Genomic DNA, 18,563 nt, shown 5'->3' with positions numbered 1-18,563 from the left:
TCTCCCTCCATGGGCGGGATGTTGGGGACAGGCTGACTCCATGGGACGCGGACACCTGACGAATGCGGAGTGGGATCGGCTGGAGTCGTTCTTACCTCGCGGTGGTACACGTGGGGGCCGGTGGAGCGATCACCGACGGGTGATCAACGGGGTGCTCTACCGGGTCCGGACAGGGGTCCAGTGGCGGGATCTGCCAGAGCGGTTCGGACCGTGGGAGACGGTCTACAAACGCCATCGCCGCTGGTCGGCGGACGGCACCTGGCAACTACTTCTGTCGAAGGTGCAGGCCGCCGAGGACGCCGCGGGGCCGGATCGACTGGGAGGTGTCCGTCGACTCCACGACGGTGCGGGCCCACCAGCACGCCGCCGGCGCAACGAAGGCACCGCCCCCCGTGCTGCTCAAAAGGGGGTTCGCGCGAGGACGAACCAGGTCGATCCGGTGCTTCGGGAACTTGCCCTCCGGCTGGAGGAGGTGGTCAGGTCGGCGAGTGCCTGGGACGTAGTACGGAGAGCGGTCGGCATCGTCCGTCGGCTGCGAGGTGGATCTTGGTGGTGAAGCCGCCGCGGGATCCTGGAGCAGGTGTCCGTGCCGCGTGTCGGGGTCGGGCGGCCTCGCGGCCGGCCCAACCACGTCATGGCCGACAAGGCCTACACATCCCGCGAAAACCGCCGCTACCTGCGACGACGCGGCATCTCACACGCCATCCCCGAACGACTCGACCAACGCAGACACCGACGCAACCGCGGTTCCCGCGGTGGCCGCCCCACCGGGTTCGACCGCGAACGCTACAAGAAGCGCAACACAGTTGAGCGAGCCATCAATAAACAGCGCCTAGGAACCAGGGCTTGGTCGCCATCGCCATCGCCGGCGCCACCGGAGCGGGAAGTGGTCAGCTGGCGACGGGAAGGGGGCGCCGTCGCCAGCTGCGGTGGAGTGGCCGGGCTAGGAGCAGTGGGCGGACCGCATGCCGAGCCATTGCTCGGCGTCCCAGGCGTGGAACCGCTCCACCTCTTTGAATCCCAACTTTGCTGCGAGGCGCATCGAGCCGGCGTTGGCAGTCTGGGTGTGGAGCACTACGGGCTCGCCGGGAAGGATGCTGTCGATCCAGTGGAGTGCCGCTGTGCACGCCTCGGCGGCATAGCCCAAGCCCCACGCTTTCGGCAGGAACATGTAGCCGAGATCGACCTTCCCCGCAGCAGCCGGGCGACTGTGCTCCGGTGCTCTTCTGAGCAGGATCTGGCCGATCATCTCCCCGTCGAGATCAACGGCGAAACTCCCGGGCCACATCTCAGGTACCTCGGGCAGCTGACGCTCAAGCTCTTCACGCGGGCGGGGACCGCCGAGGTAGGTGTGCACCTCTGGCGATGCCAGCAGCTCGATGAACGCCGCACGGTCCCGGGCCTTGGGCTCACGGAGTATGAGCCTTTCGGTCCTGATCGGTTCCGGGGGCCAGGCAACGGGTCCAAGATCAGTCACGTCGTCAGCTAATCAACAGGCCCGGCCGCGATCAAGACTCGCAGACCGATCAAGCCGTCGGCCCGGGCTGTGGTGGCCGCCCAGCAGAAGATCACCCAGCTCAAGCGCGGCTGACCACACATCACGAGGCAGAAGCCGCCACCGGACCAACCCCGCAGAGGCACCGGATCCGCCGCCACGAACCTGCCACAGACCAGCTTCCGGATCCGGTGCCGTGGGGCAGCAGCAGCACGCTACCGGCAGGGGGACGGGGCGAAGACCGAGGTGCTCGTGCAGCCGAGTCCATGCACATGCCATGACGTCACCGTAGAAGGCGTACCCGTGAAGAGCAGGATGAAGAACAGGAGTTGGCCCACTCCGGCCCCACCTGGCCATGTGAACGCCAGCTGCCGGGCTGCATGAGGTGCTGGCCGTCCCGTAGCCGATGGTCAGCGTCACTGCGACTGACGGAGCTTACGGTGTGCTGGGCGAGTGTGTGGGCTGCAGGCGTGGTGCCGGCGGCAGCGGCGTAGGCGCTCCCGTCTCTGGTGCGGCGCGGAACGCCTCGATCACGTAGGCGGCGAAGCGGCGGGAGGCCGTGACCCGGGCGGCACGCGGCGTGCCTTGGAGGCCCTGGTGGGCCATGAGCATGAGGATCAGGTCGTCCACGATGAAGCCGGGGCGCAGTTGGCCGGTCTCCTGGGCGCGGCGGGCCAGTTCTCCGACCGCGCGCAGAGTTTGCTCCCGGTCGGCGGCGAAGTCCATGGCCTCGGGGAAGGCCGTCATGAAGGCGTCGGCGAATTCCCGGCTGTGCGCGTGAAGTTCGCAGATCCGCTCGATCAGGATCCGGAATCCGTGCCAAGGGTCCGGGTCCGCAAGGGAGTCGCGGACGGCGGCTTGGCAGGCTCGCCGCTGCTCGGCGAAGGTCTGCGCGATCAGTGCCTGTTTGGTAGGGAAGTGCCGGTACAGCGTGGCGGGGCCGACGCCTGCGTGCCGGGCGATCTTGCGCATGGGCGCGCTCAGGCCCTCTTCGCCGAACACCGCACGGGCGGCGTCCAGGATGCGGGCCCGGTTGTCACGGGCGTCGGAGCGCACGGTCTGAGGCAAATGCTGGGTCATCGTTTCTCACTTTAACCAAACGGACGGGGGCGTCCGTTACGTTCCGATGGCGGTGCCGGCGCCCGGTCCTGGCACTTCGCCGGTGGTGCCCCGGCTGTGGGGGCCGGCTCGACGCCCGCGGCCGCAGCAGCTGCGATCCGTCCTTCCACCGACCCGAGGAGCAGAGATGAAAGCCGTCGTGATCAGGACGTTCGGAGACCCCGATGGCTTGGAGATCGCCGATGTGCCCGTGCCCGTCCCTGCCCCGGGGCAGGTGCGGATCTCCACGGAGGCGATCGGGGTGGGAGGCGTGGACGCAGTGATCCGCCGGGGAACGCTTGCCGGCTACGGCTTCCGGGAGGGCCACCTCCTCGGCAGCGAGGTCGCGGGAAAGGTCACCGCGGTGGGAGAGGGCGTGGACGCCTCGTGGATCGGGCGGCGGGTGTGGGCGTTCACCGGGCTGTCCGGTGGGTATGCCGAGCAGGCCGTCGCCTTGATCGAGGACGTCCTTCCGCTGCCCGACGGCCTGACCGGCGCCGACGCGGTGACCCTCGGCGGCTCCGGCGTGGTCGCCCACTTCGCCCTGGACCGGGCCCGTTTCACGCCCGGCGAGACGGTGCTCGTGCGCGGTGCGGCGGGCAGCATCGGGATTGCGGCGGTCCAGCTCGCAGCCAGGGGCGGTGCGAGCGCGGTGGCGGTCACCACTTCGTCGGTGGAGCGTGGCGTCCGCCTGCGGGACTTGGGCGCGACCCATGTCCTTGACCGCTCCGGTGAGGGCGGCCCGGACGCCCCGGCGGGCTTCGACGTGGTGATCGATGTCGTGGGGGGTCCCCAGCTTCCCCTCTTCCTGGACAAGTTGACCGCCAACGGGCGGTTCGTGGCTGTCGGTGTGGTCGGTGGGCAGCCGCCGGCGGACTTCGGCATGCGGCTGATGAACGCCTTCCGCAGGTCGTTGTCGTTCGCCACGTTCAGCTCTGACACCGTGCCCGGCCCCGACCGGCAGGCCGTGCGGTCATCCCACTTCGCCGATGCTGCGGACGGGGACCTGCGTACGGTCGTGCATGCGGTGCTGCCGCTGGACCAGGCCGTGCTGGCCCACCGCGAGATGGACGCGGGGAAGGTGTTCGGCAGGATTGTGCTGGCACCTTGAGCCGGCTGGGACGGCGTTCGCGGCCCGGTAACGAAATTGGGCTCGCTCAGACAGTGGCTGCAGCCCGGCGTGACGATGGTGATCGTCACGCCGCTTACCTGACGCCTGGCCTTCGCGGTGATCATCTTCAGCACTTCGGTGATGCGGTCGTGGTGGGTGTGGTGAGAGCGGGGCGGGGAAGGCGTCCACTCCGTGCAGTGGAGGGTAAGCCAGGCCCGCAGGCCGCGGATCTCGTTGGCCGGCTCGGGCCCGAGCCGGCCGGAGTCCGGCACGCTCCACGCCGCCATGTCCTGTCTGGCAGCGTTCCGCGCCGCGCTGGGTGAGCCGGAAGAAGCCGCCGTAGGCTGCGTCGACGTGGAACCACACGTCCTCGCGGCGGGCCAGGTCGGCGGACGGGGACATGGCGGCTCGTTGGTCTCGTCCCGGATGCTGGTCCCGGATCCTTTGCGATGCCGCGTGCCCCGCTTGGCCTAAGAACACCGGTCGCATAGGGCGGTGGTCCGCAGAACGGATCGCGGCGGCCGGTCGTACATGGTCCTTGTCCGTTACGGGGACGTGCGTGCGCAGTGATGGTTCGCCGGTACCTGTGGTCCCGGGACCTGTCCTGTTTCCTGTACAGCGTGGCGGGGGCACAGGCAGGTGCAGGTACGTGGCGTTTGTCCTCGTCCACGCGCCTGCGTTGCACGTCACGCCCACCGTGCGACGTCGGTTCGGCCCGGTGCCCCGGGACCGGCAGAGGGTACTGCGAGGCCGGGCAGCTCTCCCTGAGGGGCGGATTCCGGTCAGGAGCGGTGTCCAGATGCTGTAGGCCTGCTACAGCCCGGTGTCAGCATCCTGACACCGATGGCCCCCCTTGTGCGGCCTGCGCGCTGGCATCGTCGAAATGGCCGGAAGCGATCCGGTGAGGAGCTCCGACCAAGGGGGAACCTTGACCAGAACATTGCCCTGTAGGAAGTCGTCCGTGCCAGCGCGTGTCATCACCGCGCTGGGACTCACCATCGTGGCGGTGTCGTTCTCGACCGGAGTCGCAATGGCGTCCGGCGGCGAGGGGCCAGGGGCGTCGGCGCGGTACGGCGCAGTCGGCCCCACGCATGCGGCCCGGATCGTCTGCGAGCGGTTGGCCGAGGCCGTGGCCGGTCATCCCGTCGCGGACGCCGTCGTTCCGGTCTGCAAACTGGTCAACGGCTGGGACTAGGCGGGTGTCATGCGGTTTCTCATACTCGGGCCGCTGAGCATCACGGACGGCTCCGACACCGCCGTACTCCAGCCCTCCAAACCCACCGTCCTGCTGGCCGTACTGCTGCTGCACGCCAACACCGTCGTCTCCGCCGAATACCTGCAACGGGCCATCTGGGGCGAGGACCAGCCCGTCACGGCCCGGGCCGCGCTCCATACCTGCGTCCTGCGGCTGCGGCAGCTCTTCACCCGGCACGGCGTGATCGAGACACCGGTGGAAGCGGTGCCCGGCGGCTACCGGATCACCGCCGGACCGCGGGCCCTGGACCTGATCGGATTCCGGGAGAGGGTCGGCCGGGCGGAGGCGGCCGACACCCCGGAGACCGAACTCCATCTCCTCAGGGACGCGTTGGCGCTGTGGCAGGGGCCGCTGCTGGCCAACGTCCGCTCCGACTCGCTGCACCGCGACGAGGTGCCCCGGCTCGCGGAGGAACGGCTGCGGACCCTGGAACGCGTCTGCCGGCTGCAGTTGCGTCTGGGCCACTGCAGTGAGGCGCTCGTGGACCTGTGGGGCGCTACCCGGGAACACCCCGGCCATGAGCGGTTCCGCGAGCAACTGATCGAGGCCCTCTACCGCACCGGCCGGCAGGCCGAGGCACTGGCCGAGTACCGGCGCGTCAAGGAGTATCTGCAGGACGAGCTGGGCGTGGACCCGTCCCCGGCGCTCCAGAAGCTCCAACTGGCTGTCCTGCGCGGCGAGGATTTGGGCCCGGCGACGGAGGCACAGCGGCCGGGGACGGGGGTGACCGGACCGGAACAGCGGGCGCGTGTCACGCACCCGGCACCCTCGCTGGTGGTCCCGGTGCCCGGGGTGCCGTCCTTCACCGGGCGGACGGCCGAGGTCGCCGCCATGGTGGCCCGGCTCACGGCGGCAGAGAGCAGCGGCGAATCCAAGACCGTGCTGGTCTCCGGAGCTCCGGGCATCGGCAAGTCGGCCCTCGCCCATCACGTCGCCCACCTGGTGCGGGACAGTTTTCCGGCCGGCGGGTTGCTGGTGCGGATGGTCCACCCGGACGGGATGGCGCGCCGGCCGTCCGAGGTGGCGGAGGAAGTGGCGGCGGCCCTGCACGGCCGACGGCCCGGCGACCGGGCGCTGCTCGTCCTCGACGACGTGGTGGACGCCGACCAGGTGGGACCCCTGCTGACGGCGGGTGGCGGCGATGCCGCCATCGTCACCAGCCGGAGAGGGCTCGCGAGTCTGATCGCCACGCACGGCGGCTGGGTGCATCGCCTCTCCACTTTCGACGACGAGGACGCCTACCGGTTGCTGCTCGCGGTGCTGGGCGCCGAACGCATGGAGGCCGAGCCCGAGGCGGCCCGCCGTCTCGTGGCGGCCTGCGGCCACTATCCGCTCGCCCTGCGGATCATGGCCGCCCGGTTGCTGACCCGCCCCGGACTGCGGCTCGCCGACGGTGTCGGCTGGCTCGCCGAGGACCCGCTCGCCCGGCTGTCGTTGGCCGACTCGCCCCGGATGTCCGTCGAGCACGTACTCGGCGGGGCGCTCGGCCGGCTCGACCCGCGGCTCGCCGACGCCTTCGTACGGATCGGGAGGCTGCCCCTGAAGGCACTGCGCGCACAGGACTGCGCACCGGGGCTCGGGATGGCCGTCCCCGAAGCCGAGAGCGTCCTGGAACGGCTCGCGGACGCCGGGTTTCTGGAGGAAGGGCCGCCCGGCCCGTACCGGGTGCACGACCTGCTCCGCGTGTACGCGCGCGACCACGCCCCGAACGAACTCGACCGGACAGTGCTCCGGACGGCAGACCGGACAGAAAAGGTGTGATCCTCCATGGCTGAAGCCATCGCTGAAGAAGTGACCGATACGTTCGACTCGCTCGCCGGCACCCGGCCCCGCATCCGCCGGGACGTGCTGTTCACCGAGACCCCGGGCGGAGTCCTCTTCCACAACGCCGACGGCGGCTTCCATCTCACGGGCCGCACCGCCTACCGCTTCGCTTCCCTCATGGTCCCGCACCTCGCCGGGCACCACCGCCTGGACGAGGTCTGCCAGGGCTTCGGACCGGCCCAGCGGGCCATGGCGGCCGAACTGGTCAAGACGCTGTACGAGCGGGGCTTCGCCCGCGACATACCGGAGGTCGAGGACGGTGACCGCGTCGTACTGGGCGAGGATGTCGAGCGGCGGTTCGGCGTGCAGATCGCGTACGTCGACCACTACGTCGACGGCGCGAGCGAGCGGTTCGCACGTTTCCGCAGTACCCGGGTCGCGGTGCTCGGCGACGATGCGGTGGCGCGCTGGTGCGCGCTGAGTCTGGTCCGCAACGGCTGCGCGCGCATCGGTGTCACAACCGGCTTTCCCGACGTCGAGGCCGAGGCGCGGGAGGCGACCGCGGACGGCTGCGCGGTGCGGCTCGACCGGATCGGCCCGGACACGGACGGTGCGGGCCGCACCGGCTGGGACGACCTGGCCGAGTACGACGTGGTCGTCGTCACCGGCGCGGACAGCGCCGCCCGCGCCCAGCGGCTGCTCGCCGACGGCGTACCCGAGGGCAGGACGCTGATCCCCGCATGGACCTTCGGCGAACGGGCCGTCACCGGCCCGCTGTCCACCGCCGTCTCCACCGGCTGCCTGTGCTGCGCGGTGCTGCGGCTCGGAGGCAACGTCGACCCCGGTGCGGCCGCTGACCTCTGGAGCGGGATCGCGTCCGGTACCGCGGCCCTGTCACCTGACGCGGGCGGCCCGCTCCAGGGGCCGGTCGCCGCGATGTCGGGCAACCTCCTCGGCTACGAGGTCTTTCGGATCACGACGGGCGCGCTGCCCGCGGAGACGGACCGGCAGGTCCTCCTCCAGGACCTCGAATCGCTGGATGTCATCGCCGAGCCGGTCCTGCCCCACCCGCGCTGCCGCCGCTGCGCCTCCCTCACCGACCAGCCCCTCGCGGAACTGCCCGACGCGCTCGCGCTGCCGGTCACCCCGACCGTGGACACGGCCCGTGAGGCCGAATCCGTGGTCGACGAGCTGAACCGGGTCAGCGCCGCGCTGGTCCGCCCGTACACCGGCGTCTTCAGCCGGTTCGACGACGAGGGCCTGACCCAGACCCCCTTGAAGATCAGCCGGATCGAGGTGGCACTGGGTCACGGCGTGCGCCGCAGGATCGCCGCCTTCGACGTACACCATCTCGCGGGTGCGCGGACGCGGGCGCTGTACGCGGCGGCCGAGGCGTACGTCGAGCACGTGGTGCCCCTCATCCCCACGCAGACCCGCGCCGGAGCGGCTGTGGGTCCCGACGCCCTGACGACAGGCGCGGGCAGGGGCGGGACCGAGCAGGACGTGGCCGCCTGGATCACCGCGACCTCGCTGCTCACCAAGGAGCCGGTGGCGGTGCCCGCGGCCGCCGTGCGGCCCTTCGGCGCCTACAACCAAGGGCGGCTGCACCAGGCGACGGTGGCCGGCACGGGGGCCGGGGGCACGGCGCAGGAGGCGGCGGGACGCGGTCTGCTGTCGGCGCTGGCCCATGACGCGTTGCTGCGCGCCGTGCGCGGCACCACGGAGACCAGCGCTGTGACCGCCGACGCCGACCCCGAGCTGGTCTTCCTGTTCAAGTCCGCGGCCAACCTGGACATCGAGGTGGAGCTCGTGGACCTCGGGGAGGGGGCGCGTTCCTCGGCCCAGGTCGTGCTGGCCCGCGAGGCAGATGGTCGCTGGGCGGTCGGCTCGGGCCTGTCGCGGCGGGCGGCGGCCTGTGCGGCGCTGCGCGACCTGCTGGGGCGGATCCAGCTGGCCGCGGAGGACGCCACCGAGGCGGTCGACACCGGCGACCCGCTCCTGCGGGACCTCGCCCCCGGCACGATCGCGGTGACGGGCGGTTCCGTCGCCGCGGACGACACCGCCACCACCTTCGACGCCGTGCTGGACCGGCTGCGCGGCGCGGGCCGGGACGTCCTCTACGTTCCCACCACCCCGGCCGATCTCCCCGCGGGCGGGATCAGTACGGCTCGCGTCCTGCTCACCACCGAGGCCACGGGCGGCAGCGATGTCCGCTGAGACCACCGCCCCGCTGGAGCGCTCCTGCGGGGAGCTGGCCGAACGGCTCCGCCAGGGGCTCGCGGCCCACGGCGCCGAGGCACCGCTCGACGTGGCCCCTTTGGGCGTCCATGACGCCTTCGGCCCCACGGCGCCGCAGGCCGCGCCCGGCGCCGTCCCCGTACGGTTCTACGGTCGGCACGCCGTCGTCGGCCCGTTCCCGGCCCCGGGACGGGACAGGGAACGGGACCCTGCCCCGTCCCTGGCGGGGGAGCGAACCGACGGTGTGTGCGGATCCGGCGGGCCGGAGAAGGAACCCGCCCGGCCCTGCGCCCGCTGTCTCGCACGGCGCTGGCAGGCGGTGCGTTCCGTCGCCCTGCGCGAGGCACTCGAACTCGGTTCCGGTACCCGGGCCGCCGGTGAGTCGCCGTACCTCACCCCGTTCACCGCGTCCGCGCTGGCAGGGCTGATCGCCGCCCGGTTGGACGGCACCGGACCGCGCACCGGAACGTTTCCCGCCATCCACCTCGTGGACCTGGTCACCCTGATGGTGCGTCACTACCCGCTGGTGCCCGATCCGGAGTGTCCCCGCTGCGGACGCAGCGAGCAGGACACCCCCGAGGCCGCGGTCCTCACCCTCCGGCCTGCCCTCAAGCACAAACCAGGCACCTTCCGGGTACGGGACATCAGCGCCTACGAGCTCCCCGTCGAGCCGTACGCCAACCCCGTGTGCGGATCCCTCGGCCCCTCCGTCATCCACGACGTGTCGTCGCTGTCCACCTCCGCCACCATCGGCTGCTTCTCGATGCGATCGGGCGAGTACCTCCGCGAGACGTTCTGGGGCGGACACGCCGACACCTTCGGGCACAGCGAGCGGATCGGCGTACTGGAGGGCCTGGAGCGGTACGCGGGTATGCGTGCCCGCGCCAGGGCCGCCGGCGTCCGGGACTCCCTCAGCGGGCTGCGGGCGCGCGGTGAACACGCCCTGGACGCGCGGGAGTGTGGGCTGTACTCGCAGGAGTTCCACCGAGCCAACCCACGCGTAGCCCCGTTCACGCCCGACCGTGAGATCCCGTGGGTGTGGGGGTACTCGCTGCGCGACAGCCGGCCGATCCTGGTCCCCGAGGTGCTGACGTACTACCACGCACCCGGCCTGGAGAACCGCTTCGTGCAGGAGAGCTCCAACGGCTGTGCCTCCGGCGGATGTCTGGAGGAGGCCGTCTACTGGGGCCTGATGGAGGTCGTCGAACGCGACGCCTTCCTGCTCACCTGGTACGGGCAGGCGGCGCTCCCCGAGATCGACCCGCGCACCAGCGCCCGGCCCGCCACCCGGCAGATGGTCGACCGGCTGGAGATGTACGGCTATGAGGCCCGCTTCTTCGACACCCGGATCTCCTTCCCGATCCCTGTCGTCACCGGTGTCGCCGTGCGGCCCGACGGCGGCCTGGGCCGCATGTGCTTCGGTGCCGGCGCGGGACTCGACCCGGAGGCCGCGCTGGCCGGCGCGCTCTGCGAGATCGGCACGGACGCCGTCAACCTCCAGGGCCGCACCGAACGGGACGAGGCCCGGCTGCGGGCCATGGCCACCGACTTCGGCAAGGTCGAGGCGCTGCACGACCATCCGTTGGCGTACGGCATACCGGAGATGGGCGACCACGCCCACTTCCTGATCGGCGCACCGGGCGCTCCCCGCCCGCCCTCGCACACCATGGCCGAGCTGTACGGGAACGGCTCCGTGCCGCCCGTCTCCGACGACCTGCGCGACGACCTGACGCGTTGCGTCGAGGCGGTCACGGGCGCCGGGTTCGACGTGATCGTGGTCGATCAGACCATGCCGGAGCAGCGCGACCTCGGGCTGACGACGGTCGGTGTCATCGTGCCGGGTCTGTTGCCGATCGACTTCGGTTGGACGCGCCAGCGGGCGCTCGGTATGCCGAGGCTGCGCACCGCGCTGCGGGCGGCCGGTCTGCGGGACCGGGATCTGGTGCCGGCCGACTTCAACCCCGCGCCTCATCCGTTCCCGTGACCCGGATGCCGCCCTCCCTCGTGAGCGTCCGGGCGCCCGACCGAGCTCAGACCGCGCAATGTGACCAAGGAGTTCACCATGGGGTACGCCCATGAATACGCCGCTGCCATCCTGCAGCGCGGCCGGGTCCCGATGCCGCCGGCCGACTTCGTGCCGAACTGGACCGACAGCCCGCGCAAGACCAAGTTCTATCCGGGCACGGACATCGTGCCGCTGCCCGACGGAGGTTGCCCCGCCGAGGCCACCCTGGACCGTGGACTGGCCGAAGTCCCCGACGAGGGGCTGCCGTTCGACCTCGACCTGCTCTCCGGCATGCTGCGCGACTCGTACGGGCTCGTCGGCCGCCGCCTCGGTGTGCAGGCCAACACCGACCTGAGCGCACTGCCGTCCTACCCGCTCGCCAACTGGTCGCGCGGCACGGCCTCCGGTGGGGGCCTGTACCCCGTGAGCGTCTACTGGGTCTCCGGGCCGGGCGGGCCGCTGCCGCCGGGAGTGCACCACTACTCGACCCGGCACCATGCCATGCGGCGGCTGCTCACCGGCGACGTCTCGGGCGAGGTGCGCGCGGCCCTCGGGGAGGACGCGCCGGGCGTGGACACCGACCAGTACCTGGTGCTCGGCATCAAGTACTGGCAGAACGCCTTCAAGTACAACAGCTTCTCCTTCCACGCGGTGAGCATGGACGTCGGCACCCTCGTGGGGACCTGGCGCATGTGGGCGCGGGCGCGAGGCCTCGGCATCGAACCCGTGCTGTGGTTCGACGAGGAGCGGCTCGCGCGGCTGCTCGGGGTGCGCACCGAGGAGGAGGGCGTCTTCGCGGTCGCCCCGCTCAACTGGCGTGGAGCCGCGCCGAGTTCGCGGACCACGTCGCCCGTCGCCGGGGCCGTGCGGCACCGGGACGTCGAGCGTTCCAGGACCGTCCTCACCTTCGACGCGGTACAGCGCATGCAGGCCGCCACCGCCCGGCACGCGACCCGGCGGCCTGCTCCCGGTGAACTCGCGCCGGCCGCCGCCCTGCCCGCGGACCCCTCCCGGCCGCACGTTCCGCTGCCCGACGCCCGGCCGCTGGAAACCGACGTACGCAGCGCGCTGCGCCGGCGCCGCAGCAGCTTCGGGCGCTTCGACGCACAGCGCCCGGTCACCGGCGACCAGCTCGCCGCCTGTCTGGCCGCCGCGACGACCGGGGCGCGGCTCGGCGGCGACACGGGAGACGCCCAGCTCGCGAAGCTGTACGCCTTCGTCAACCACGTCGAGGGGCTCCACCCCGGCTCCTACGAGTACGACCCCGACACCCGCGGTCTGCGGCTGGTGCGGGAGGGCCGGCCGGGCGAGTTCCTGCAGGAGAACTACTTCCTGTCCAACTACAACCTCGAACAGGCCGGCGCGGTCCTCGTACCGACGGTCCGCACCACCGCCGTCCTCGACGCCGTGGGCGACCGCGGCTACCGGCTGGTCAACGCCACCGTCGGTGCCGTGTCCCAGGCCGTCTACACGGCGGCCTCGGCCCTGGAGCTCGGCTGCGGTGTCGCGCTGGGCTTCGACAACATCTCGTACATCGAGGAACTCGGCCTGGAGGAGACGGGCGAGGCGCCGCTGCTGATCATGATGATCGGCAACGAGCGGCCGGCTCCGGCCGACTTCCGGTACGAGATCGCCTAGCCGATGAGTACCGGAAGGGGAGAAACGTCGATGCCGTTCATGATCCGGGTCGCCGGACTGCCCATCGAGACCGTGCACGGCCTGCGCTGCCCCGACAGCCGTCGCTGGGCCGATGAAGTACTCGCCATGACCGAGGAGTTGCGTGCCGCCGCCGAGAGCGTGGGCGAGCGTCTGCACACCCTCGTCGGCACCAGTGAGGACGAGGGTGTGCGGCGCAGACTACTGAAACTGCGCCGCGAAGTGTTCAACAACCGGCTGCCGCAGGACGGCGACACCGCTCTCGCTCTGGTCCGCGGCCTTGACCAGGAGAGCGGCGCTCAGCTCGACGCCTGGCTGACCGGCCGGAGGCGGCTTGCGGGCCTTCAGGGCAGGGGCGCCGCGCTGCTCGCCGCCGAGACCGGGCGCAGCCGCGCCGAACTGCGCCGCCTGGTGGGGGAGGAGCGGCTGCGCGGCGGGCTGCTGCTGGCCTCGCCCTCGCTGGACGCCCAGCTCGGTGCCTTCGCGGGGACGGCACCGGAGCGTGTCGGCAAGAAGGAGCGCAAGATCGAGCGCTCGCTGCTCGCGTACCTGTACCGGACCGTGTGCAAGACCAGCCCGTTCAGCACCTTCACCGGCGTCGCCCTCGGCGCGTTCGGCAACGGCGGCCTGGACGTGACGATCGATGACGAGTGGAGCAGCCACCCGAGGCTCAGCGTGGTGGCCGTCGCGCGGCTCGCCGAGGCCGTGGTCGCCGACCCGGCCCGCCGCGCCGACCTTCCGGTGGCGCTCGCCTCCGGTTGGGGACGCGACGACGACCGGGTGCGCTACGTGCGGCGCTGGGTGACCGCGGGTGACGATGACACCGCCGTCACCTTCGACGCCGTCAAGGACCGGCTGTTCTTCCTGCGCCGCAGCGGCACCCTGGAGCGGCTGCTGGGCCTGTTCGAGGAGCGCGGGACCCTCCGTTACGGCGAGCTGTCCGCCTGGCTCGCGGCCGACCGGGACGCCCCGGCCGACGAGGTCGAGCAGTACCTGGAGGCACTCCTCGATCTCGGCATGGTCCAGGTGCCCTGCCTGCGCACGGAGGTGCACGACACCGATCCGCTGCGAGCCTTCCAGAAGTCGCTACGGGCCCTGGGCCGCCCCTGGGCCGCGCAGTTGGCGGACCGTCTGGACGGGCCGATCGCCTGCGTCGACGGCTTCGCCGCCGCCGGCCCCGCCGAACGCGGTGAGCTCCTGCGCCGGTTGCGTGAAGGGCTGCGCACGGTGCAGGAGGACCTGGGCGCCGAACGCGCCAGGGTCCCGCAGACCGTGCTGTACGAGGACGTCGCGGCAGGCCGGGATGTCACGCTGGACCTGGACGCCTGGACGGAGCTGGCCGCGGGACCGCTGAGCGCGGTGGAGCGGATCCTGCCCGCCTTCGACCTGACCCTGCCGCAGCGGATCACGTTCAAGGGCTTCTTCCTCGCCCGCCACGGACAGGGCGGGCGCTGTGACGACCTGCTCAAGCTGGTGCACGACTTCCACGAGGACTTCTTCGACCAGTACATGTCCTTCACCGCCGGGCGTACGTCGTTCGACGCGCAGGGGCGGTACGTCCCCGAGGAGAACTGGCTGGGCCTGGCCCAGCTGAAGGCGCTCGACACCGCGCGCCAGACCTTCGTGGAGCGGATGCGGGTCCTGTGGGACCGAGCGGGCGCGGGCGGGGCGGACGGCTGCGACGAACTCGTGCTCGACGACGGCTTCCTCGCCGACGTGGTAGCCGAACTCGCGGGCGTGGCACCGGTGTTCGCACCGATGAGCCACCACCTCCAGCTCGCCCTCGGCGACGGCGATCCGCTGGTCGTCCTCAACCGCTCCTACGGCGGGCTGTCGTTCCCCTTCAGCCGGTTCACGCACCTCTTCGAGGGGCTCGACGACCGACTGCGCGAGAACGCGAAGCGCCTGTGTCCGCCGGGCGCGGTGTTCGCCGAGGTCACCGGGGGCCCCGTCACCAGCAACCTGAATCTGCACGGCCGGTTGACCGAGTACGAGATCGTCTGCCCCGGCGAGAGGGGCACCCTGCCCGAGGAGTTCGGGCTGCGTCTCGACGACCTGCGCATCGAACACGACGAGGCCGAGGACCGGCTGGTGCTGCGATCGGAACGGCTCGGCCGTGAGGTGATCCCGGTGTATCTGGGCTATCTGGTGCCGCTCGCCCTGCCGGAGCTGGCCCGCACCCTGCTGCTGCTCTCCCCGACCTCGATGGCCCCGCTCAACGTCTGGGGCGGCGTTGCGGAGAGCGAGCCCGTGGACGGAGTGACCCGGCGACCACGCGTGCGGCACGGCAGCGTCGTCGTCAGCCGGCGCAGTTGGAGCGCGCCCGCCTCGGTGCTGCCACTGCACGCACCGGGCCTGTCCGACCAGGAATGGTTCCTCGGCTGGCACCGCTTCCGGCGGGCGCACGCGCTGCCCGACCGGGTCTTCGTGACCGTCTCGGACAGCGGGGCACGGGGTGCCACCGGTGCCAAGCCCCAGTACCTCGACTTCGACAGCCCCCTGTCGCTCACCGCGTTCGAGGCGCTGCTCAAGAGCCCCGAGGCCCGCGCGGTGTTCCGGGAGATGCTCCCGGACGAGAACGGCCTGCACGCCGTCTCCCGCCGAGGCCGCCATGTCGCCGAACTGGCGGTGGAGACCGCCGCCTTCACCGGCGCTTCGACCGACACCACCGGCGCTCTCGCTGCCGGCTCCATCCCACAAAGGACCACGTCATGACCCTCTCCACGGTCACGGGAGCCGGCGCGTGGCAGGCCACGCACGTCTTCTACGCCGCCAACCCGCGCCCCCTGCTGATCGACTGCGTCCGCCCGCTGGTGGACGAACTGGAGGCGGAAGGGCTGATCGCGGGCTACTTCTTCATCAACTACTGGCTGGAGGGCCCGCACGTCCGGCTGCGCCTGAGGGCCACCACACCCGAGGCCGAGCCGGAGGTGCGCCGCCGTACCGAGCGGGCGATCGACGCCTTCCTGGCCGCGCGACCCGCGCTGTACGAGGTGGACTCGGGGTTCCTCAACGATTTCTACAACACCCTCTTCGAGATCGAGTTCCCCGGCACCGAGCGCGGCCACTACATGGACGACCAGGGGCGGATGAACCTGCGTCCCAACAATTCGCGCAGCGCGGAGGCGTACGAGCCGGAGTACGGCAAGTACGGCGGCCCGGCCGGGATCGAGCTGGCCGAGTGGCACTTCCGGCACTCCAGCGACCTGGTCATCGACGCCCTGCGGACCAAGAACCTCCATCTGCGGACGGTCCTGCTCGGCACCGCGGCCCAGCTGATGATGGTGATGTCCGGGACCTTTGTGCCGGGCGACCAGGAACTGGCCGAGTATCTGGACAGCTATTACGAGTTCTGGCACAAGGCCTTTCCCGGCACCGGCTTCATCGGCAGCGCCGAGTACGACACCAACTACGCCGCGATGGCACCCGGCCTGAGCGCTCGCTTCGCCGGAATCCGCGCGGCCGTCACCCGGGGCACGTCCGGCGGCCTGCCCGCCTTCCTCGCCGGCTGGGCCGACCACTGCGCCGAACTGCGAGACCGTGCCACCGCGTTGGCCACCGACGGTGACCTGGTGTTCCGGTCCTGGGACGGCGAACGCGACGAGACCGTCACGGACCCGGCGGTGGCTCTGCCCCTGCTTCTGTCCCCGTACATGCACATGACCAACAATCGGCTGCACGTCACCATCCGGGACGAGGCGTACCTCTCCCACGTGTTGGGCCGCTGTCTGCGCGAGAGGCTCACGGAGGCGGCGTCATGAGCACCCCGTACCCGCCGGCTTCCCCGGTCGCCTCCGCCGAGCGGTACCGACCCGAGCTGCGGGCGGAGATACGGGTCAGCGACGAACTGCTGCTGGGCAACGGGACCGTACACCTGATCAAGAACACGCGCAGCGGGCAGTCCTTCAAGGTCGGGGGCAAGGAGCACTTCCTGATCTCGCGGATGGACGGGTCGCGGAGCCTGGAGGAGATCGGCGCGGAGTACGCGCGGCGGTACGGGCGGCGTCTGTCCGACGCCAACTGGCAGCAGCTGCTGAGGATGCTGGGCACCCGAGGGCTGCTGGTCGGGGCACCCGCGACAGCACCGCAACAGGCCTCGGCACCAGAGAGCAGTGAGAGGCCGGCGAACGCGGACGCGCCCAAGCCCGGACGGCGGCTGCTGCGCGGCACGCTGCCGCTCGTCGCCGACGCGGACGCGACGGCGGACCGGCTGCACCGCGCGTTCGGGTTTCTGCTGTCCCGCTGGTGGATGGTGCCGCTGCTGACCCTGGCCCTCGTCATGGAGGCCACCTTGGTCGTGCGGGCGGGCGAACTGGCCCTGGCCACCCGGGAGACGTTCACGAACCCGGTCCTGCTGACCGCGACGGGTGCCCTGCTGTGGCTGAGCACCGCTCTGCACGAGCTGGCCCACGGCGTGGTGGCCAAGCACTACGGGGGGCGCGTCGCAGAGATAGGCCTGCGCTGGCGGCTGCCCACGGTGATCATGTACTGCACGGTGGACAACTACCTGTATTTGCGCACACGTTGGGCCCGAGTCGCCACAGCGCTGGCCGGGGCGGCGATGAACCTGCTCTTCCTGCTGCCGTTCTTCGTGCTCTGGCTGTTGGCACCCCTGGACAACGCCACGCATGACGCCCTGGCGGGGTTGCTGTTCCTCGGCAGCGTCCAGGCGTTCGCCATGTTGCTCCCGCTCCCGCCGCTCGACGGTTACAAGATCGCCGCCCAGGTGCTGGGCGCGACGGAGCTGGCGGCCTCCAGCGGCGCGTATCTGCGCCTGGCCTTACGGCGGGACGCCCTCGCGGCCGGCTATCCGCGCCGCGCCCGGATCGCGTACACCGCCTACGGGCTGCTCTGCCTGCTCGTCCTCGGTGCGCTCGTGGCGGGCGCGGTGTCCCTGTCCCACTTCCTGTGGACGACGTCGTGAACGCCATGAACACCGCGAGCACCTCGACCGACGCGCGCACCGATCCCAAGGAGAGTTCCATGACCGTCGCCTCCGCCCAGTCCGCCGAGGACGGGCCGGCCGTCGTCCTCGACGGTGTTCACAAGCGCTACGGAAGCATCCGGGCCGTCGACGGCGTGTCACTGACGGTGGGACGCGGCGAGTTCTTCGGACTGCTCGGCCCGAACGGCGCGGGCAAGACGACCCTGGTCGAGATCATGGAGGGGCAGCGGCAGGCGGACTCAGGCACGGTGTCGGTCCTCGGCCAGCGGCCCTGGCCACGCAATGTCGCGCTGTTGCCCCGGCTGGGCGTGCAGACCCAGTCCTCGGCGTTCTTCGTGCGGCTGACTGCGCGTGAGCACCTGCGGACCGTGGCCGCGCTCTACCGGACCGACCGGGCGGCGGCCGAACGCGCCCTGGCGAGCGTCGGGCTCAGTGAGCAGGGCGACCACCGGGTGGACGCCCTGTCCGGCGGCCAGCGCCAGCGGCTCGCCATCGCCTCCGCGCTGGTCCACGGCCCGGAGCTGATCTTCCTCGACGAGCCCACCGCCGCCCTCGACCCGCAGGCTCGGCGCGCCCTGTGGGAGGTGCTGCGCGACCTCAAGCGCGCTGGCCGCACCATCGTCTACACGACCCACCACCTGGACGAGGCCGAGGCGCTCTGCGACCGCGTCGCCATCATGATCCACGGCCGGATCGCCGCCCTCGACACCCCGAGGCGCCTGGTGGCGGCGAAGAGCCCCACGACACGGCTGCTGGTGCCCGGCGAGCGGTTGAGCCTGGCGGCCGCGCAAGCCATTCCAGGGGTGGACCGGGTCGTCCAGGAGACCGACGCGATCGTGCTGGAGACCCTGCACTCCGGGCCCGTCCTGGCCGCCATCGACGAACTCGTCGGTCTCCAGGGGGTCCAGACCCGCACCGCGAGCCTCGAGGACGTCTATCTCGAACTCACCGGCACCGCCCACTCGTAGACCCGGCGCACCGGCCGCCCCCACCGGC

Annotated in this window: 12 protein-coding genes and 1 pseudogene; 11 read left to right on the top strand and 2 right to left on the bottom strand. The window is 71.4% G+C overall.

The window, feature by feature from the left end; all coding sequences use genetic code 11:
* Positions 1 to 40 precede the first annotated feature (40 nt).
* Positions 41 to 826, top strand: a pseudogene (locus OG885_RS00685) (IS5 family transposase); the annotation flags it as partial.
* Positions 827 to 943: 117 nt separating this feature from the next.
* Here the strand turns inward: OG885_RS00685 and OG885_RS00680 are convergent.
* Positions 944 to 1,477 (bottom strand): GNAT family N-acetyltransferase, encoded by a 534-nt coding sequence (locus OG885_RS00680; RefSeq protein ID WP_405724397.1) that lies wholly within the window; start codon positions 1,475 to 1,477, stop codon positions 944 to 946.
* A gap of 453 nt (positions 1,478 to 1,930) precedes the next feature.
* Positions 1,931 to 2,575 (bottom strand): TetR/AcrR family transcriptional regulator, encoded by a 645-nt coding sequence (locus tag OG885_RS00675; protein ID WP_405724395.1) that lies wholly within the window; start codon positions 2,573 to 2,575, stop codon positions 1,931 to 1,933.
* A 166-nt stretch (positions 2,576 to 2,741) separates the two neighbouring features.
* Here OG885_RS00675 and OG885_RS00670 point away from each other — a divergent pair, with 166 nt between their 5' ends.
* From OG885_RS00670 to OG885_RS00625, 10 genes are all read left to right on the top strand, one after another.
* Positions 2,742 to 3,704, top strand: a complete 963-nt coding sequence (locus OG885_RS00670) for a zinc-dependent alcohol dehydrogenase family protein (RefSeq protein WP_405724393.1) — start codon at positions 2,742 to 2,744, stop codon at positions 3,702 to 3,704.
* Positions 3,705 to 4,665: 961 nt separating this feature from the next.
* Positions 4,666 to 4,899 carry a hypothetical protein gene (locus OG885_RS00665; protein WP_405724391.1) on the top strand — a complete coding sequence of 78 codons (234 nt, stop codon included), beginning with the start codon at positions 4,666 to 4,668 and terminating at the stop codon, positions 4,897 to 4,899.
* A 9-nt stretch (positions 4,900 to 4,908) separates the two neighbouring features.
* Entirely contained in the window at positions 4,909 to 6,720 is a 1,812-nt protein-coding gene (locus tag OG885_RS00660; RefSeq protein WP_405724389.1) for a BTAD domain-containing putative transcriptional regulator, read from the top strand.
* A gap of 6 nt (positions 6,721 to 6,726) precedes the next feature.
* A complete protein-coding gene (locus OG885_RS00655; RefSeq protein ID WP_405724387.1) occupies positions 6,727 to 8,940 on the top strand; it encodes a TOMM precursor leader peptide-binding protein in 2,214 nt (737 codons plus the stop codon).
* Entirely contained in the window at positions 8,930 to 10,945 is a 2,016-nt protein-coding gene (locus tag OG885_RS00650; protein WP_405724385.1) for a TOMM precursor leader peptide-binding protein, read from the top strand. The genes OG885_RS00655 and OG885_RS00650 overlap by 11 nt, the downstream gene beginning before the upstream one ends.
* A 78-nt stretch (positions 10,946 to 11,023) precedes the next feature.
* Positions 11,024 to 12,604 carry a SagB family peptide dehydrogenase gene (locus OG885_RS00645; RefSeq protein ID WP_405724383.1) on the top strand — a complete coding sequence of 527 codons (1,581 nt, stop codon included), beginning with the start codon at positions 11,024 to 11,026 and terminating at the stop codon, positions 12,602 to 12,604.
* 3 nt (positions 12,605 to 12,607) lie between these two features.
* Entirely contained in the window at positions 12,608 to 15,337 is a 2,730-nt protein-coding gene (locus OG885_RS00640) for a lantibiotic dehydratase (protein ID WP_405724381.1), read from the top strand.
* On the top strand, positions 15,334 to 16,383 hold the full coding sequence (locus tag OG885_RS00635; protein WP_405724379.1) for a lantibiotic dehydratase C-terminal domain-containing protein: 1,050 nt from the start codon (positions 15,334 to 15,336) through the stop codon (positions 16,381 to 16,383). The genes OG885_RS00640 and OG885_RS00635 overlap by 4 nt, the downstream gene beginning before the upstream one ends.
* Entirely contained in the window at positions 16,380 to 17,546 is a 1,167-nt protein-coding gene (locus OG885_RS00630; RefSeq protein WP_405724377.1) for a M50 family metallopeptidase, read from the top strand. Before OG885_RS00635 ends, OG885_RS00630 begins: the two co-directional genes overlap by 4 nt.
* Positions 17,547 to 17,605: 59 nt before the next feature.
* Positions 17,606 to 18,535, top strand: coding sequence for an ABC transporter ATP-binding protein (locus tag OG885_RS00625; protein WP_405742518.1), 930 nt, complete (start codon positions 17,606 to 17,608; stop codon positions 18,533 to 18,535).
* Positions 18,536 to 18,563: the final 28 nt, after the last annotated feature.

Source organism: Streptomyces sp. NBC_00028, from assembly GCF_045041065.1.
GTDB lineage: Bacteria > Actinomycetota > Actinomycetes > Streptomycetales > Streptomycetaceae > Streptomyces.
This window is presented reverse-complemented; position numbering and strand designations above follow the sequence as displayed.

Excerpts from the sequence above, each read along its gene's own strand:
- OG885_RS00655 (WP_405724387.1), top strand. The coding sequence starts at position 6,727 with ATGGCTGAAGCCATCGCTGAAGAAGTGACCGATACGTTCGACTCGCTC.
- OG885_RS00645 (WP_405724383.1), top strand. The coding sequence starts at position 11,024 with ATGGGGTACGCCCATGAATACGCCGCTGCCATCCTGCAGCGCGGCCGG.
- OG885_RS00675 (WP_405724395.1), bottom strand. The coding sequence starts at position 2,575 with ATGACCCAGCATTTGCCTCAGACCGTGCGCTCCGACGCCCGTGACAAC.
- OG885_RS00630 (WP_405724377.1), top strand. The coding sequence starts at position 16,380 with ATGAGCACCCCGTACCCGCCGGCTTCCCCGGTCGCCTCCGCCGAGCGG.
- OG885_RS00640 (WP_405724381.1), top strand. The coding sequence starts at position 12,608 with ATGAGTACCGGAAGGGGAGAAACGTCGATGCCGTTCATGATCCGGGTC.
- OG885_RS00635 (WP_405724379.1), top strand. The coding sequence starts at position 15,334 with ATGACCCTCTCCACGGTCACGGGAGCCGGCGCGTGGCAGGCCACGCAC.
- OG885_RS00670 (WP_405724393.1), top strand. The coding sequence starts at position 2,742 with ATGAAAGCCGTCGTGATCAGGACGTTCGGAGACCCCGATGGCTTGGAG.
- OG885_RS00650 (WP_405724385.1), top strand. The coding sequence starts at position 8,930 with ATGTCCGCTGAGACCACCGCCCCGCTGGAGCGCTCCTGCGGGGAGCTG.
- OG885_RS00660 (WP_405724389.1), top strand. The coding sequence starts at position 4,909 with ATGCGGTTTCTCATACTCGGGCCGCTGAGCATCACGGACGGCTCCGAC.
- OG885_RS00625 (WP_405742518.1), top strand. The coding sequence starts at position 17,606 with ATGACCGTCGCCTCCGCCCAGTCCGCCGAGGACGGGCCGGCCGTCGTC.